The organism is Exiguobacterium sp. HVEsp1 (assembly GCF_002009685.1).
Lineage (GTDB): Bacteria > Bacillota > Bacilli > Exiguobacteriales > Exiguobacteriaceae > Exiguobacterium > Exiguobacterium profundum.
Genome location: NZ_KV917367.1, coordinates 2,346,829 through 2,365,701 on the forward strand (window position 1 = coordinate 2,346,829; position 18,873 = coordinate 2,365,701).

The following is an 18,873-nucleotide window of genomic DNA, read 5'->3' on the forward strand; positions in this document are numbered from 1 at the left end:
TTTCAACGTATGCCTAGTTCCAACAATTATAAAAATGAACGCATGCATAACATCCAAAAAAAGGATAAGTAGTTTCGCATTGTCGCGAAGCAACTTACCCTTTTCGTACACATCAAATCAATCGATTCAAATCAAACTCACATGTCTGGTGTCGGTTCTTCAGAATTCTTACTCATGAACAAACGAATACCACGGCTCTCTTTGTGAATCAATTGCATCCGTGATGCTAACGCCACTTCTGGACCATGAACGTCAATGAAGTTTAACACCCCAAAACTTTCACCTTCGATAGAATTGAGCGCTTCTTGTAAATCCCAAACTTTGATGTCGCCTTTGTATCGCAATTCCTTCTTCTCAATATCAAATACGAAACTCCCACCTGTCACTTCCTGATAACCAGTCATCTCATCTGAAATCATTTCATCTTGAATCACGTTCAATCGTTCAGAAATCACATCAGAATCGTAAACAGCATCGTAACTTTCTTTGACATAAGAATCAGCATGATTCATGTAACTGAAGACTTCATAGTCGGTTGATAAATTCGGAATAAGCGATGAACTTAAGAAATCGCCAACTGTTAATCCTTCAGTAAACAGGATGCTCCCATTCGACGGATCAAACTCAAAAGAGTCGCTCGTTACATAGTCACTGTTAGCTGGTCTGTCACCTAGTTCGAGTGCCTCAAATGTGATTTCTGCTGTTCCATAAGGAATATGGATCAAGAAATCACGTTGCAAGGACTTATGCCCTTTTTGGAAAATAATCGAGAAGAGGATATGTCTCACTTCATCCTCTTTATTAGGGCGAGCTGGAATGTCAAAGCGATCCCAAATATTATCATGCGAAGCACTGTAGACGTAAATTCCTTGATCTTGCAGCGAAGGAATTTCAATACTCGCACCATTCAATGATGTCGCTTCACGAATCGTCGGGACGAAATCATCAAACGCTTGCTGCAAATCTGAGGCAGCTGGAATGTTGTCATAAGCTGAATTCAATTTACTTAAATCAGAACCGAGTCGTCGTGTTTCAAGAGTATCTGGTAATTTCGAGAATGTGTCCCATGCTTGCTGAAGTTGTTGGATAAAAGATTCTACAAACGCCTCGTCATTCCAATCTCCAGACAACAGAGCATTCAACTTTACGATTTCTTGACGAAGTAGTTTTTGCTGGTTCAGTGTCTCGATTGAATAATCGACGAGCTTGAAGCCTTCTGGTTTCTTTTCAATCACAGCCGTCGGTGAAGCTACAATTTCAACCGATACAGATTGATCGGCTTGCATCTCTTTGATGTTGGCATCTGCTTCAAGAATGAATGACATGGATTGAGCAACAGTAATCATGTCGAAATTCCCACTTAGCGTAATCGAGGCCGGTGAGTCGATGACAAGCGTTCCGACAGCCGCGCTATTTCGATTAATCAATCGCCCACCATTCGGGTCAACAAACTTTACTGCATGCAATTCTCCAGAGTTATCAAATGTATTTTCCGCTACGTCCTCAATCGTCGTTTGACCATTGACATCGGCATGATTGATGACTGTGGCATTTGGTGTATCAATCGATAAATCACCCGTAATGACACCTGAACCAATTGTCACAGTTCCATTCTCCGTATGTTGCATCGATAAGTTTCCAGATAACGTGAAGTCGTTCAAATCGACGTTTACTTTTCTTTGAATGGTAACGTCTCCATTCAGGTCATTGAGTAACACAATATGCCCGACTGTCTCATCCGTTAGAGCTTCATTAAATGCTTGAATATTATTGACTTGTACTGACTTCAAGTTGCTATTCCTGTCTTATACCGTTTAACGGCTTTCGAGTCAGGCCTACACCATACAAGCACCTTTCAGCGCATACGGCGTGCCGCCAGCCATTGCTTAAATCCCCTTCAATAGTATACATAATTTTACATAGTTAAATTTCTTCATATTCATTAAAAAGGAAAATGAGTTTTTATTAAAAAACTGAGTTCAAATGAACTCAGTCTAAAAATATCATTGTGTTCCGAACGCTTGAAGTTACAATCTCAGACTTTTTATTCACCAGTCATTAATTCGATCATAAAAGTACCTTCATGTCCCCGTTCAGACATTGAAATTAAAACATGACCTGTTTTTAATTGATCTTCCGGTTTTAAGAATCGAACAAAGTTAATGTGAACAGACTCTTCTGTTTCTTCCGGATGTTGACTTAAATATTTTTCTTTAAATTTACTCTGTAAATCAATAGTCGAAATTTCACCATGGTAATGTAATGTTTGCATTTTTTCGTCAAACAAGAATCCTGAAGATTCTCCTATTGATACATAATTAGGATCCGTTTTATCTAAAGAATTATGAAAAACGATCTTATTGTTGATGACATTGTAAGATTTGGAAAGTTCTAAATGGTAGTCTCCTGTTACCGTAATTGGTTCAAGAACTCGTTCAACCACAGTTAGAGTAAGCTCCTTCTTACTTTCTGAGAGTAAAGAAGAATCTAATAGATCGCCTGCTGTTTTCCCCTCTTTTACTTTTATTCTGTAAGGGCCTTCTTCACTTAATTGATAACTTTCACTTGTTGTGTAATCACCTAGTCCTCGATATTTGTTCGGTTCTAGTAATGTAAATGTGATTTCTCCATTGCCTGCTGGAATATTGAAATAGCCACGTTGTGTCAAATGCTTATTACTTTTTGAAAAAGTATAAGCTACAAACACATGCCTCACTTCATCTTCATGTAATGGACGATCTGGAATCATGTACTTTTCAGTAACTTCGTAGTCAGAAGATAAATAGAAACGGATGTCACCACTCACTTCTGGGAAATCAAAGTACGCCCCCTCTTCTGCTGTTGCATTTTCGATTTCCACTTTAAAATTGTTGACAGCTTCAGCTAAATCTTCAGGAGTTGGAATCGAATCCATAAATTGTTTCTCAATGGTGACAATATCTTTAAGTAAATTTTGAACTAAGGTACCTCGCGGATCTTTGTCATAAAGAGGATGAATCAATGTATTCGTTTCAGACATTAACTGAATGAATTGCTCTACCTGTACATCATCCGGTTGCTTATTTTCCAAGTAAGGCTTCAACTGCTCGATTAATGCTCGAATCTTTCTAAGCGTCGCAGCATCATCCAACTTCAATTCACTTTCTTTCATCTGTGTTGGAGCCACCTTGATTTCTACGCTCTTCGGTTTGATTACTTCCACAGATACATTTTCATCGGCTTTCAGCTCTTCCAATGTCGTGTTCTCAGCAAAAGTAATGAATGAATCTTGCAAGATTTCTACCGTCTCAAAGACACCTGATAATTCTACTGGTGCCGGTGAGTCGATGATGAATGTCTCAATGAGATTCGGTTTATGGTTGATGATACGCGCGCCGTTCGGATCGGTGACTTCGAGTTTTTTCAAACGACCACTATTATCGAACGTATTATCCGCCACGTCTTGAATAGATGCCGTGCCTGTGACGTTCGCCTGGTTGACGACAGTCGCATTTGGCGTGTTGACGGTCAAATCACCTTCAATCGTCCCAGCTTCAATCGTGACCGTACCAGCTTCACTATGGTTGATCCCGACATTGCCAGTCACCTTGAATCCGTTTAATGCTAAATCTACCTTACGTGTGAGTGTAAGATCACCTGTGATATCGTTCAATAAACGAATTCGCTGTACAGTAATATCTTGGAGCGCTTCGTTTAATTGAGTGAGTGTTGTGACCGAAGTCGTTTTCACTACGCTATTCCTGCCTTATACCGCATAACGGCTTTCGAGCCAGGCCTACACCGTACGTGCGCCTTTCAGCGCATACGGCGTGCCGTCAGTCCTTGCTTATTTCCCCGTTATTAGTATACATAAATTAGCAATACTCATTTTACATTTTATAGAAAAGAAGAGAATGATTTTCTCAAATTCTAGGACTTATCTTGATTGTAGATTTTCAAATCCGTTATCGCTTGTCTGTTCCTCAATGCGCAAAAACGACCTTAGCAAGAGCTAGAGCCGCATAAAGAAATTAAATTTGTGATGTAGTGAGATACTCATCGAACTCTTCTAAGAATTTTGTCAAGCTATCCACGTTGATCGTGTAAGTATTATCTACAGGAGACATTCGGCCATTTGCTCATTCTCAACTATTACAACAGCGAACGTAAGCAATGGAACCAAAAAAAGATGACCCCGGAGCAATATCGAGGTCATCTAATCGTCGCATAGAATTCGAAACAATTTTAATTAAACTATCCGTAAAACAAGGATCAGTTTAAATTTACAGATTGACACTTCAATTCAATTAGTTTGTTGGATTTTCTGTGTTCGAAGTCAATTCTGGCCATTCAACATTGAAAGTAATATCGATTTCAAACCCTTGATCATCTACAAGTTTGAACTCGAGCGACTGTTCAATGTTAGGGAAAACAACAGACATTAAAGTTGCTCCTTCTTCATCTTTCCAGTTGTTTCCTTTCAAAGTTCCTTTTGCATCCCATGTGTATGAAACGCCGTTGTAAACAATTTCTTCAACCGAAGAACCTGCTGTACGCTCAAGGGCGCCCATGTAGCGCGCAAGAGTATTCAATGCATAACGTCCCGCGGCATACTCTACTGGTTCATTCTTCGTAGCTTCATTCTTCTTCAATGCTTCCCAATAGTTCGAGATAGCAACAACATCTTCAGTTAAATCAAGAGTAATCGCTTTCTCGTTGACACTTAAAGTCAAAATTGACTTAAAATCTAATGTCGGATCATAGTTGTATTTCGTTGCTTCTGTGAGAAGGTTCGTCAAATTCTCAAGTCTAGCTTTTTCAATAGATTCAGAAGAATCGATTGCATCTCCTGAACCAGAAACTACAACCCCTTTATCTTCTGTCGAAGATTTCAAGGTAACGTCCACACCCTGTTCAGGTTGTAATTGAATAGGTTGAGAGGAAACAATTGTCGATGGTTTTACTACAACTACTGGTTTTTCAAATGTAGCACCGCTGCTTACTTCTAATGTAGTTGGCTGATTCAAAGTCAAAGAATTGACTTTGATATTTTCAGCAATGACCACACGAATACCTGTAGTATCATTGACTACAATCGTATTGCCGTTCGTACGTTCATTCCAAGTGCCATCTTTAACATCTTGAATGTCAATCGTCCCATTAACCGTCGCTGAGTTATTGACTGTTGCATTTGGTGTGTTGACAGTCAAATTACCTGTGATTGTAAGGTTTTGAAGATCAATATCACCTGAAGTATCACCTGTAATGGTTACGTTACCATCGATCGTACGCATCCCTGAAGCTGGACCATAAACAATATCGTTTAATCCATTTGCAGTTAATGTTAAGTTTCCTTTGTACGTCCCTCCCACCGCATTAATGAGTTGTTCAGCGCTATTCCCGTCTTATACTGAGCCAATAGACTCAGATTTCGGTTCGGGCCTACACCATACGTGCGCCTTTCAGCGCATACGGCGTGCCGTCAATCATAGTTCAAATTGCTCATTTCCCCTACATCCAATCTACCAATATTTTCTTATAGATACAAGTCCTAATTTATGTATTTTATTGGTATTCCCTTTCCCCTTTCATTAAAAAATATAACCACAACAAAACCACCTCTCTCCAATTTGGAAAGAGGTGGTCTAAGAGATCATCAGAGTGACTACTACTTTGTGTCGTCATCAATCAGTTTTCTCATTTTTGGGGAAATAAGCAACTGTTTCTGACTGACTAGGTTCCTTCGCTCCCACTAGTTTTATCCTCCCTATGTGTTACCACATAAGTACAACCGGCTAGTGATCGACGCTACTATGAACCTGCTGCCATCTTTATGACTTCACGGGTGCTGATCCACCTCTTCCATAAAGACTTCAAACGTTCCATCATGTTTATCCCTATTTTTAGTAACCGTAGACCTCCACTATTCAGATATGAGCAAGAAAGCGATTAACAGTCAATTCGCACTTTCCTCAACCCGATATTTCATTCGGGAGAACCACCTTCGAACTCCTAGCGATTCGCGAAGACGATCGATTCATTCTGCCTACATGGATTCGTTGACCTGATCATAGTTACTTTTTAAAGAGTCCCGCCTCGACTGCTTCGAGTACGACTTCACCTGACTTAGCCCCTCACACGTATCAGCGTGTGATTGGACCCAGGAGGATTAGACACTCATCATTGACTGTTAGATGAGGAATGGAATCACACCATTCAATTCAACATGATAGTTCGGAATCATCCGGTCCGGATCCTCGAGGTCAGTTAGACCTCGAGTTAGCGGACAACGTTTCGTTTAGTTTTATTGAGAAATTTCTAAAGCAGTTTTAGTTTGTTTTGCTTCAAACACTTTGATAAAGTTTCCAGCAACATCATCTAAGTAGTTAACTGTAGCTTTAGATGCAACAGAGAATTTAGTACCGTTCAATTTGTTTAAATCTTCTGCTGCTACTGTTAGAGTAATGTCAAGTTTAGAAGCATCCGCCTGCTGTAGTGTTACTTCGTAATCAGTTCCTGGAATATACGTTTTACCATTAGCATCTTTAATGATAAGGTCTGTCGCATCAAGAGCGCCTACAGTAGCCAAATCTTCGTCGAAGTCAACAGTAATTACAGCTTTATTAGCGGCTGTACGAGCTAATGTAATTGGTTCTGCACCTTCAAGTTCAGGAGCAATTGCATCTACAACAGATCCAGCCGCAACAGGAGTTACAGATGATAATTTTTGTCCTGTGATTGTTTCTAATTTGCCATCAACAATTCCAACTGACATTTTATCGAGTTCAGCTTTAGATTTATTAGCTAATTTTTCAGTTGCTTTGACAGTTACTTTAACGTAAGTTTTACCATCTTTAACTTCTACGTTGTCAATAGCTGCTACTGTAGATTTCACATCATCTGAATCTGATCCATCAACTTCAATGCCGTCAGCAGTAACTGTTTTGAGTTCCGCATCGAACACTAATTCGAGTTTGTTCAACCCAATTGCTTTAGCAGTGAATGTTGCTGTAGCAGCATCTGCAGTGATTACTTTGTCAGTTGCTAGTGCAGCATTAGTATTCCCTGCAGCATCTGCAATGCGGCCGAGTGTTAGTAATGTTTCTGGGTCTTGTACAGTTCCAGCAGTGACTACAGCTTTGTCATCACGGAACTTAACAGTAATCTTCACGCGTTTGTTATCTGTTCCGAACAATTCAACTTTATCTGCTGAAGCAAGTGCTGCTCCACCTACAAGATAGTTGTCTTTGTTAAGAGCTGAGTTTGTACCAGAAGTTGCAACCGCTTCAGGGAAAGTGACATAGATGTACTGTTCCTTAGCATCTGAGTTAGTTACAACTTTTGCAGTAACTGAAGAAAGATCGATTGGCGTCTTATCAGTTACAACGAATGGAAGTGTGATTGCAGTGATTTTGTTCTTAGATAATGATGTGTCAACAACTTCGCTCACTTCAACAGTGTAGTTTCCACCGTTAAGTTTTGAACTCAAGTCAAGAGTTGCCATCATCTTCTCAGCATCATAATTCACTTTAGTAATCGTTTGTGAAACCACTTTACCTTCGCTGTTTTTAATTACGAACTTAGCTGAAGAAAGATCAACTTTTTCAGAGAATGATACAGCAAGTTGATTTTCCGCTTTAGCTTCAACCTTAGTTACAGTTGGTGCTTCTTTGTCAGCAACAATTGTAGCTTTAAGTTTAGCATCTGCCGCAAGTTCATTACCCCACATGTCAACGACTTTCACATCGTTAGCAGATTTCAACACAGTTACTGTTACATCACCTTCTGGCAAGATGAAGTCTTGAGTATTCTCATTGTTGTCAGAGAATTTCAAAGTGAACTTTTTGTTGTCTTCAGTTGTAACTTCAACTGGTTTCCATGCTGAATATGTGTGGAAGAAGAAGTCTTTCGTAAGTTTCGCTCCACCTTTTTGAGTGACAGCTTTGTCAAACTCTACAACCACTTCGTTTTGTGAAGCAGAAACCAATTTCACTGTCGGTGCAGAAGCATCTTTAGTATATTGAAGAGTGAACGTCTTGCTCATTGCAGCAAAGTTTGCAAAGTCAGCATATCCACTAACTTTAACTTCGTAAGAACCTTCAGAAAGTGATGAAGCACCAAGTTCAACTGTTAATGTACGTCCATCAGTCGAGAGTGTCTTTTTAGCAACTCCATAGATTCCGTTGTTGATCAATACATCAGCAGATTCAGTTGCTTTAACAGGCTCGCTGAATGTGATTTCAAATGTATTAGGTCCAGTCAATTCAATTGATTCTGCAACTGGAATAGTTACGTCCGTTACATTGATTGTTTTGACTACATCAGCTTCAAGTGAGCGTCCGTTTTCAAATTTAATTGATTTCTTAGCAGTAACTTCTACGTCTGATTGTTGAGCAACAGAAGCATCTAAAGTAAGAGTAGCTGTTTTGTTGTCAGAAGAAAGGTTTACATTTGTAATTGTTTTACCTTTCACAGCAAAGTCAGATGCTTTGATGTCTGCTTTAGAAATTGCTTTTGTGAATTCAACTGAAACTTCTTTCAAGTTGTTAGAAGATACTTTTTCAACTTTTGGAGTTAACTCTTCAACCATGAACTCCATAGCTGCAGTCTTCACATCGCCAGAGCGAAGGATGAATGAGTGTGTTCCAGCTGGGATATCTTTAGCAGAAACCATGACTTTACCGTCTTTGATTTCAGCTGTGTATGGATCGAGTGGTTTCGACTCGTCTTTTCCTGGGAAGATTACGAGTTCAACTTTTTCGCCTTCTTTGAGGTTTTTCACGTCAGCAGAGACAGACAACATGTCGTCTTTCACTTCGTGCTTCACTTCAGAGAATTCTACTTTAGAAGCAACTACTTTGTACTTAACAGTTTTTGTTACAGAACCGTAAGCTTTGTTTGAGTAAGTGAGTGTTCCTTCGAACTCTCCAACTTTCTCAGTGCTGAATCCAGCAACGAAGAGTGGCTTGTTGTATACAACGCCGTCTGCGAAGAGAACTGGTTGAACGCGGATTCCTGAAACAGGAACGCCTTGCTCGAATACGAATTCAGATTCAGGTTTGATTTCTTGTGCGTAGTTTAAGACGCGGAGTTTCTTCTCAACTTTGATGCCTTTTCCTTTAACGAAACCTTTCGCTGTTTGGAATACACCAAGTTTGTTCATGTCGATTGAAGATTTGTACCAGTGGATCTCGCTGCCCTTGTATTCTTTGTCAAGTGCTGCGTTGAGGTCTCCCCCACGTACGTAGTCCGATGAAAGACGGACCGTTGTTGATGCTGCGTCTGCCGTGATTGCAGGCGCTACTGCTGATGCTGCTACTGCGAACGCTGCCGCTGCAGTAACGAATTGTTTCTTCTTAGCCATCTGATGTAAATCCTCCCTTAGGTAGATAGGTTTTTCTACCGTCCTTGCCCAACCGATCTCGTTCGGAGTCATGTATCCATAACAATGAATAAAGTACTAATGATTATGTAACCGACTCTTCTTTAGACCGGGCGTTCTCCCCCGGTAGAAGTCTTTGCAAGAATCATCTTGAACAATTTACCAAGACTGTTCTTGGAAAACCTTACATCCATAATATACATAACCCTTCCAAGCGACACAAGCGTTTTTTTTCGCAAAAATGGTAACGTTTTTGAATTTTGGAGATTTTAGTTTAATTCATTTTTAGGTTTACCTATTTTGGAAATGTCGAAACAAGTCGATTTTTGTTGATTTCATGCGATTTAAGCTAAAATACTCGTTGAAAACCATTTTTATACCATTAATTACCTATAACATTTATTTTACATTATCGAATTTACAAGACCAATCTTCACCAACGATATTTCCAACTCATAAAATCATTGACCTCTTTCACAAAACCAAACATATCCAAAATATCATCCTTTATTCCAACTATACACGAATCGGTGATTGGTCCGGAAGATTCATGGTCGTGAGGACTATTTGCCTAACCTTGATTTACAATCTGGCATGATTCCTTACTCACCGATTCTGTCATGAGAAACTGAAAAACCGATTCCCTTTTCGTCTGAAAGGTGACGGATGTCTGGTAAGGGATTGTCCTATACTGAAATCAATGAATACTTAAAGGAGATTCCACTATGCGACAACTACTGAAAGCATCCATCTCGTTCGGACTGATCGGATGCCTCGTCCTCTCACCAATCGAGTTCGTTCCCGTAACCAATCTAACTGTTCAAGCCAAATCAGCATCGACGACCGGAACGGCTGAACAGGTGACAACGGAATATACGAAAGTGTACGCCTCCCGGTCGAAGAAGGCGAAGGTCGTCCTCCCGCTCACGTTCGGTACGACCGTCTATCAAAACGCGACGTCCGGGAGTTGGACGAAGATCACGTATAAAGGAAGAACGGGATGGGTGCCGTCAGCCACGCTCACGCCGTCATTGATCTCGACGGAGTATCTCGTGGACCGAACGACGGATTTGTACTCGACGTGGTCGACGAAAGGGAAACGGGTCAAGACAGTGCGATCCTGGAGTCGCGTCGTCAAGACCGGGGAGTACGGCAAGTGGTCCCGTGTCCGAGTCGGTGGGAAGACAGGATGGTTGCCTACCTCTTATCTCCGTGCGCCGTATTCAAACAATCGGATCACTAGGACGGTTTATGGTAGTCACACGTATGGGGTCGATACGCAGGCAGAGTACGATGCGGTCTACAAACGAGTGAAGGCGGAGTTTGATGCGAAGTATGATTCGGCTGAGTTTGGGTTCGATTCGTATATGCATCGGGTATTGAATGGAGAGAGGGGTACTGAAGATAGAGATGACCCAAATTTTCGCTCACTAGAAAATGCTGACTTGTTAATGGCTGAGAAGGCCTTAGCACCTTACTTTGAAGGAAGAATGTCAATGAAGACGTATGAGAAGATGTACAGAACAGACAACTTTTTAAATTACGTTCATTCTAAGTATCAATCAAATGATGTAGTTGGAGATAAAAATCTCAAATCTGCTTATGATGTGTTGTTCAGAGGCAAAAACGACTGCGATTCGCTAGAGCAAGTCAAGTCACTAATATACGATTTGGCGGGGATTGATAACGTTGTTGTGGGTGACGGGGTAACCCATGCTATGTTGTTGTTTAAAGTAGATGAAGGTTGGATGGGTTCAAATTCTAAGGCTTTTACGAAAAGTGATGTAGACCAACTTAACGCTACCAACGTATACCTCTCTTACACGCAAAAAGGCACTCGGATTTCATACTAATCTTGTAGAGAAGGGGTTTCGACCCCTTCTTTTAGTTTTGTCCTCTTCCCATCCCATCAAAAAACGGGTATCCCGATCACTCGGTATACCCGTCTCTTCTATTGAATTCCCTTATCGAACCGTCGTCTTGCTCATCTTGCCTGCGCGACCTTTCAAGTCCTCGATGTGGACGTTGATCGTCTCGCCTTTCTTGAGCGCACGTGTCTTCACAGAAAACGTGCCGTTCGGGAGGACCGTTCCGCGTCCCAACAGTTGATACTTGCTGTTGCGGACGACGACACGCATCCCTGCTTCGCCGCGACCCGTGACCGACTTCGCGCCAGAACGGAGTGTGTTCACCGTCGGTTGGCCTGGACGTGCGCCGGCTTTCACAACGACACGTTCGCTCGTCTCATACTTCCCGTTCGTATAGACGACGCGAAGGACCGCGCCGGCTTTTTGTGGTTGAATCGAGAAGGCCGCCATTGTCTGTTTCGACGTGCCCCGTCCGATCAACTTCTCTCCTTTATACACGCGGACCGTCGTCCCCGACGTGACTTTCGCCTTGAACGTCGACGAGTTGTCCTGTGCTTTCGCGCCAGAGGCGTTCAATTTGAGCATCGATTCGGCGCGGTAGACGTTCGCCTTCCCGAATCCGCTCACCGGGTTGTAATACGCCGGGAGCGTCATGCCCAATTCTTCTAACACATACTCGAACCCGTCACTCATGCGTGGGTCGTATGGTGCATCCCCACCTGAGAAGGCGATCGGGTCCGCCGTCCGCTGCAAGAGCGTCCGTACGTCTTCGACCGAAAGATCTGGGTGATACGACTTGATGAGCGCGACGGCTGCAGCGACGTGTGGGGTCGCCATGCTCGTCCCGTCCATATAGACGACGTTCCCGTCTGGTACGAGACTCGCCACTTTCGAGCCCGGTGCGACGACGTCGACTCCGATGCCGTAGTTCGAGTAATCCGAGACGATCCCGAAGGCGTTCGTCGCGCCGACCGAGATCGTGTATTTCGATGATGCCGGGTACGACACGCGTGACTGCGCATCGTTCCCTGTCGCCGCCACGATGACGACGCCACGGTCATACGCATACTTCAACATGTAACCGAGCGTACGGCTCTCGTTGCCGCCAAGGCTCATGTTGATGACTTTCGCCCCTGCGTCGACCGCATACTTGATCCCGAGTGCGATTTGGTCCGTGTCCCCAGAACCGCCCGCATCGAGCACTTTCACCGGCAGAATCGAGACGTTCGGGACGATCCCGCGCATCGAGACGCCGTTGTCACGTGTCGCACCGATGACGCCGGCGACATGTGTCCCGTGACCGTGGTCATCAATCGCGTCGCCTTCCCCGTTCGGGTCGACGAAGTTCTTCGCGTTGGCGACATCGACCTTGCCTTTTAGGTCAAGGAGACGATGGTCGACCCCTGTATCGAGGACGGCCACTTTGATCGAGCGTTTCGGCAAGTTCAACGCCTCATATTTGTCGAGGCCGATCCCTGCATTCGCGAACGGCTCGAGGACCGATTTCTGGTTAATCGCCCATTGGTAGTCGAGGCTGACATCGGTCGCGAACGACTGATACGTCTGGACCGGCTCGATATACTCGACGTTACGGTCCGACTCGAGCGTCGATTTCGCCTGTGCCTGCATCTTCGTCGATGCTTCTTCCACATCGACGAGCGCGAAGTAATCAGACGGTTTCCCGATGGCGATGCGCTCGGCCGAGACGTCGCTCATCGCGTTCATCTTGCCGATCGATGTGCTTGGTGACGATTTGTATTTGACGATGTAACGCGGTGCGTCACTGCCGTCCGTTTGAATCGTCATCCCGATTTTGCCGAAGAGGTCCGTCACCGGAGTCCCGGCGAGCGAATCCATCTCGAGCGCTGTCGCGATTTCGCCGATTTCACCTTGTAGCGCAGCCGGTACACTTGCGTCGACCAAGGCGTGGAGACGGTTGATCGCCGCCGCGTCCTGGGTTTTGAGCGTATACGCCTTCTTGTCGACGAGTGCCGTCAACAACGGACGGAGCGTCTTCAAGTCGGTGAGGGCAGCTTTGCGCTTCTCGCCGTCAAACGTGATCGCCTTGACGATATACGGTGAGGCACGGTAGTAAAGGGCCGACAAGTCGCGACCTTCCTGTGACGTGCCGAGTACTTCACTTTGGACGCGACGGATGAGCTTGAGCATCGAGTCACGTTCCGGTGCCGGTTGGACGATCGATTCGACGGCACACATGTCGCCGCCGACCTGCTCGTATTTGACCGGGAGTTTGACCGGGTTGACGACGAGCTTGATGTCTGACGCGAGATCCGGCATGCCTGGGTCTGTCGGCTCTTCCCCGTCGACCGGGAGCACATCCCCTGGAATCTCTTCGCCTGGAATTTCTTCTCCGAGATCCATCGGCATATACTCGACCTTGATGTAATATGGACCTTCCCATGCGAACGGGAAGTCGATCTTGGCCGTCTGTTCTTCCTCTTCCTTCGTCGCGCTCGCGCGGTAACGGTCGAACGTCTCATCCTTCGCCGCCATGTCGGCGCTCGGGTAGACGCTGATGTTCGCGAGCTTCGAAGATTCGAACGTGACTTCCATATGTGTCATCGCGGACGTCACTCGTTCCATCTTGAACCAATACGTGTTGACCGGGTCCGTGCCGGTCGTGAATTCGACCGCTTCCCCCGGAGTGAGTAATGTGGCATCGGTCATCCCGTTTCCGCTGTCAGCGAGTGCTGGCGGCAGGAACGAAAGGACGAGGACGAGAACCGTCACCATCGCCACGAACTGCTTGAATCCTGCTTTCATGTTTTCCCCTCTTTCGTTTGTTCTGGAGCATGTGCCCCACATCGTTCTACGATAATTATCGGTTTATGTTTCAAAAATGTAACAAAAATATTTCGACAAGATGTCGACTCACTCGTCGAATGATTGCTCGTTGCTCAATTTCTTTCGTTCGAGCACGCGATAATTGGCTTCATGGTCGGTCCGGTCGAAAAAGATTCCGGCGACTTTGACGAAGCGAAAGTCGACTTTGTTGCCGTATCGGTCCGTGTAGTCAATCTGCTCGATCCGTAAGTACCCGTGGTCTTCGGTCGCGCTCGAGAACCGCTCGAACTTGAACTGGCGATCGATCACATAATAGAAGCGCTCTTCCTCCATGAAATAGATTTCCTCGACACCGTATTCGTTTTTCATATAACGCTCCGTCGAGTTCTCACTCACAACGTTCAGCATCGTCATGCACCAACCGAGGATTAGTAATAGAAGAAATGCTTTCATCCACCATAGGAATTGGTTCGAGGAGATTGGGGTCACCGGCAGTGGTTTGAGCGAATAGATGAGATCTCGCTTGTCTTTCATGTTGCAACTCCGTTCACCAAAAAGACCGGTGTCTCCACCGGTCCTAAGGAATTAGTATCCTGCGTATTGGAGGGATTGGATGAATGCGCGTTTCTCCGCACCCGATAAGTTGAACTCGAGGTCGTAGTCCGTTCCTTGGACCATGACCGTGATCCGGTTTTCCGGACGGACGTACTTGTCGACGAAGCTGATGAGTTTCGCATCTGGTTCGAACAAGTATGACTCTTCGACCGAGCCGTCCTCATACTCTTCATAGTAGACTTCGTAATCGTTAATGTTATGCGAGTAGGTCGCGCGACCGACACGGAGCGTCAACTTCTCAAATCCAGCGACCGAGCCATCCTCTGTGTAGCTACTGAGGAGGAACCCGAGGCCCGACTTCGACGGATGTCCGACGAAGAGTGGCACGAACGTGTCCGCGTACTTCGTCGTCGCATCTGCATAGAAGACTTCTTTATGAACCGTCACCTTCATACCATCCATGTAGACACGGTGGAAGTTGTTGTAGAGCGCGTGCTGTACTGTGATCGCCTTTGGCTTACTGACGTTTCCAGCGCCGTCACGGATGACGAGTGACATCTTCTGTCCCATCGTTTGACGCGGGATCTTCACGATGAACTTCCCTGTCGACATGACCGGTGCCGTATATGACTTCGTACCGATCTTGACGATGGCCGTCGCATACGGTTCGGCTTTTCCAAAGACGCCGTATGATGCCGCCGTCACCGATTGAGTCAATGTCGCCGGCTTTGGTGCGATGCGGTCTTTGTAGACACTGCGTTTCGAGACGTCGCTCGTCGCACCTTTCGTCGTGATCGTCTTCGCCGAAAGCCATGAGTAGGCCGGTTGCGGTGCGATGCCACGACGGTAGAGACCGTTCGCATCGAACTTCCCTTTATACGTGCTACTTCCGATCGAGAGCTCGACATATTGTCCCGGCTCCCCGACGACGCGCACTTCACGTGACGTCTCCGTCAACGGTTTGATGACCGGTGCGTCCGGACGTGCTTCCAGGTCTTCTGCGACGATGGCGCGTGTCGTCTCACTGATGTTGCCGCTTGCGTCGACGAGACGGACATCGATGACTTTGCCGACCGATTGTGGTGACATCTTGAAGACGGCCTCGCCACCTTCTAAGATGGTACGGACGTACGTCTTGCCGTTGATCATAATCTCCGCTTTCGCAGCCACTTCACCAGTGATCGTGAGTGTTGTCGACGTGTGGAGTGGTGCCGATAATACAGGTGCGTCAGGAGCAGTCACGTCTTCCGTCGTCTCTGCGTTGACGATTGTCGAAGGCGCGATACCTCCGAATGCGAGTGTGGTAGCTAGGAAAAGTGCTGCATATTTCGGTTGTTTCATAATAAGTGGGGTCCCCCTCAAGAATAATGACAATCGTTTACAAAATTATTATAATCTGTCCTTTTTCAAAAGGGTACATAAATTTTCTAAAATAGTCATATATTTTTCAAATTCACATTTCCTTCATTTTATAAAAAAGACACTCCATCGATTCGGAGTGTCTGAACGCTTATTATCCTTCGTTGATCATCGTCGCTTGTCCGCCTTGCCATAACCAGACGCCATCTTCTTTCACATAAAGATGAAGCATCCAGAAGCGACCTTCGTAGGCGTTCGTGCCGAGAATGAACTTCTCCTCGAGCAAAAGTTGGACGACGGCGAGGTCGCCGCGTACCGTCTCATCGAACGTGACCGTGTCCTGTGCGATCCATTGAATCGCTGTCGGGTCGACGTACTGGTCTAAGAACGTCTCTTTATCGAACTGACGCCCGCTCGAATCGACATATCGGAACGAGTCGTGCATGAGCGCCCGCATCGCGTCGAGATCGCCGGCCACCTGATGGGCCGACCGGTCGTCAGAAAGTTGTTTCATGTTGAGTGTCTCCATCGTTGTCCCTTCCTTTCCCCGTTTATCATAGCACAGATGGTCGAAAACGAACGAGTGGAATGCTGATCACAGATTCCTTCAATCATTTCCCTTTTATCGAAATAAGCAACCTTTTTCATCTCCACTATGTATATACTAAAAAATGTAAATTTCATGAATCGAGGTGGAACGCTTGAAACGAATCTTCAGTTTGTTTGTTCTCTTCACTTTCTATTGGACTCTCACCGCACAGGCGGTCGGGTCCGACGCCATGCTCCCTGCCGGCACGACGCTCTATGCCGACCCGGAGGAATCCAGCATCCTGCTCGTCACGAATGAGCCAAAGCGTGTCGACATCCAGAACGTGACCGAGACGCATACGTCCGTCACGGTCGATACACAGAACGGATTCGTTCGAAACGACGACGTCCGCTATGCCGTCACACGTTACACCCAGACAGAAACGGATGCGCTCGACGCTGCCGGTAATGTAGTCGCGACACTCGCCATCGGGACAGCCGTCGACGTCTTCGACCTCGAGGGCGATCGTCTTCTCACGACCGACGGGACGTATGTCGCCCGTGACGCCCTCGGTGAGACGATGCCGGAAGCGGTGACCCGCTACGCGAAAGCAGGTGCGGTCGTCTTGTCCGCACCAGACGGGGACACAATCGCCGAACTCGAAGCCGGGCAGACGCTCGACGGTATTGTCGTCGGTTCGATGCTTCGCATCGAGACGGCGGACGGCTTCGGCTATGTCGCCCTTGATGCGACGAGCACTCGTCCGATCAAGACGGGCACCCAGTTCGTCTTGACGACTTCTCCTTACACCGATGCGTCCGGCAAGATCATCGGCTCCCTCGTCCGCGGTGAACAGACGAGCGTCTATGGCACCATCGGAGACACTGCCCGCCTCTTCAAGGACGGCGCCTACGTCTATATGAAACGCGACGTGCTCGCAGACAAGATGCCACGCTACACGAAGACGGGCAGCCGTTATGCGCTCGCCGCGATCAACATCTATCAGGACACGGACAAGAAACAAGTCGTCGGGTCGCTGAAACGAAGTCAGCTCGTCACCATTTACGGGACGGACGGCGATTTCACACGCATCTATACGCGCGGCCAGTTCCTGTTCGTCGAGACGAAATCGCTCGGCACGACGAAACCGGCACCGCTCAAGACGGGACAACGGTACATCACGAAAGACACGCCGGTCTACGCACGGACGGTCCTGTCGTCGAAGACGTCCCTCAGCCTGAAGCGCGGACAACTCGTCACCATCTACGGGACGAAGGGCAACTATACCCGCATCTTCACACAAGGGAACTACTACTTCATCCCGACGAGCGTGACGAGCACGAAAAAACCGCCTCGCTTCGAATCGACGGGCATGCGCTACTCTCGTTATAACGAGGTCGAAGTGTATGCCTCAACGTCTGTCGCGAAACAAGTCGGTTCCTTGAAACGTGGGCAAGTCGTCGAAACGTTCGGGACGAGTGGATACTACACGCGCATCCGTCTGAACGGGACGTATCGCTATGTCGCGACGGGCTACCTCGCCGTCTCGAAACCGACTGCGAAACCGAAGGCAGGAACGGTCTTCTATACACAGTTCAACGGGACACCGTACTTCTCGTCTGATGTCGCATACGGTCGTCCGGCCGGCACATTACCACGCGGGACGAAACTTGTCGGGCTCCGCTCGATCGATGCCGACTTCTGGCACGTCCGTCTTCCGTCCGGGAAACGCGTCTACGTGTTGAACCCATATATCGCCGAGACGAAACCGAAGGCGATCCAACCGGCGAGCGTCTATACGGCCGCCCACTACGGGACGACGAAGAAGACGCCGTTCTACGCCAATCCGAACGACACTCGTCCGATCGGCTATCTCGATGCCGGTCGTCGCATCTACCCACGTGGGAAGAGTGGCGACTCGTATCTCATCCAGTACGACTGGCGCCCCGTCTACGTCAAGACGAAGGACATCCGCATCAAGCAGGATGCCTTGCTGAAGAAACGGGACAACTCGCAAAAAGAGCGTCTGATCAATGCCGCCGTGAAACATCTCGGAACGCCGTACACATGGGGCTCGCAGTCACCGCTGAATGGCGGATTTGACTGTTCCGGTCTCATCCACTACGCGACGAACCAAGCCGGGAAGATCGGCGGTCGTACGAACGTGTCGGGCTATTGGTATAGCGGACACTTCAAAAACAAGCGGACAGGGATCACGAGTGGCCGTCGCGGGGACATCGTCTTCTTCGCCGGCACGTATAAATCCGGTCCATCGCACATCGGCATCATGCTCGATGACGAGTTCTTCATCCATGCCGGGGGCGAGATGCTTCAAATCAACTCGATCCATGACCCGATGTGGCGCCCGTACTTCTTAGGGTACAAATCGCTATAAG

10 protein-coding genes are annotated in these 18,873 nt (G+C 46.5%); 2 read left to right on the forward strand and 8 right to left on the reverse strand.

The genetic code is table 11. The features are described from left to right. Positions 1 to 137: 137 nt before the first annotated feature. The 4 genes from BV910_RS11955 to BV910_RS11970 all read right to left on the reverse strand — a co-directional run bounded on the left by BV910_RS11955 (position 138) and on the right by BV910_RS11970 (position 9,343). On the reverse strand, positions 138 to 1,790 hold the full coding sequence (locus BV910_RS11955; RefSeq protein WP_078147495.1) for a hypothetical protein: 1,653 nt from the start codon (positions 1,788 to 1,790) through the stop codon (positions 138 to 140). Between the two features lie 254 nt (positions 1,791 to 2,044). After that, the gene (locus tag BV910_RS11960; protein ID WP_078147496.1) at positions 2,045 to 3,730 is read right to left on the reverse strand and encodes a hypothetical protein; all 1,686 of its coding nucleotides are present in this window, start codon (positions 3,728 to 3,730) and stop codon (positions 2,045 to 2,047) included. 556 nt (positions 3,731 to 4,286) lie between these two features. Beyond that, positions 4,287 to 5,273 carry a hypothetical protein gene (locus BV910_RS11965; protein WP_143404788.1) on the reverse strand — a complete coding sequence of 329 codons (987 nt, stop codon included), beginning with the start codon at positions 5,271 to 5,273 and terminating at the stop codon, positions 4,287 to 4,289. Positions 5,274 to 6,283: 1,010 nt separating this feature from the next. Continuing rightward, positions 6,284 to 9,343 carry an Ig-like domain-containing protein gene (locus BV910_RS11970; RefSeq protein WP_078147498.1) on the reverse strand — a complete coding sequence of 1,020 codons (3,060 nt, stop codon included), beginning with the start codon at positions 9,341 to 9,343 and terminating at the stop codon, positions 6,284 to 6,286. Positions 9,344 to 10,086: 743 nt separating this feature from the next. Between BV910_RS11970 and BV910_RS11975 the strand changes: the two genes are divergently transcribed. Beyond that, positions 10,087 to 11,214: an SH3 domain-containing protein gene (locus BV910_RS11975; RefSeq protein ID WP_078147499.1), complete on the forward strand. Its 1,128-nt coding sequence runs from the start codon at positions 10,087 to 10,089 to the stop codon at positions 11,212 to 11,214. A 111-nt stretch (positions 11,215 to 11,325) separates the two neighbouring features. Here the strand turns inward: BV910_RS11975 and BV910_RS11980 are convergent, their stop codons facing one another. The 4 genes from BV910_RS11980 to BV910_RS11995 form a co-directional block, all read right to left on the reverse strand. After that, on the reverse strand, positions 11,326 to 14,013 hold the full coding sequence (locus tag BV910_RS11980) for a S8 family peptidase (protein ID WP_078147500.1): 2,688 nt from the start codon (positions 14,011 to 14,013) through the stop codon (positions 11,326 to 11,328). A gap of 108 nt (positions 14,014 to 14,121) precedes the next feature. Continuing rightward, the gene (locus tag BV910_RS11985) at positions 14,122 to 14,568 is read right to left on the reverse strand and encodes a hypothetical protein (RefSeq protein WP_078147501.1); all 447 of its coding nucleotides are present in this window, start codon (positions 14,566 to 14,568) and stop codon (positions 14,122 to 14,124) included. A gap of 51 nt (positions 14,569 to 14,619) precedes the next feature. Beyond that, positions 14,620 to 15,930, reverse strand: a complete 1,311-nt coding sequence (locus BV910_RS11990; RefSeq protein ID WP_078147502.1) for an Ig-like domain-containing protein — start codon at positions 15,928 to 15,930, stop codon at positions 14,620 to 14,622. A gap of 172 nt (positions 15,931 to 16,102) precedes the next feature. After that, entirely contained in the window at positions 16,103 to 16,477 is a 375-nt protein-coding gene (locus BV910_RS11995; RefSeq protein ID WP_235189270.1) for a nuclear transport factor 2 family protein, read from the reverse strand. A 163-nt stretch (positions 16,478 to 16,640) separates the two neighbouring features. Here BV910_RS11995 and BV910_RS12000 point away from each other — a divergent pair, with 163 nt between their 5' ends. After that, complete coding sequence (locus BV910_RS12000; protein ID WP_240499851.1) at positions 16,641 to 18,872, forward strand: C40 family peptidase; 2,232 nt, start codon at positions 16,641 to 16,643, stop codon at positions 18,870 to 18,872. The last annotated feature ends 1 nt before the right edge of the window (position 18,873 follow it).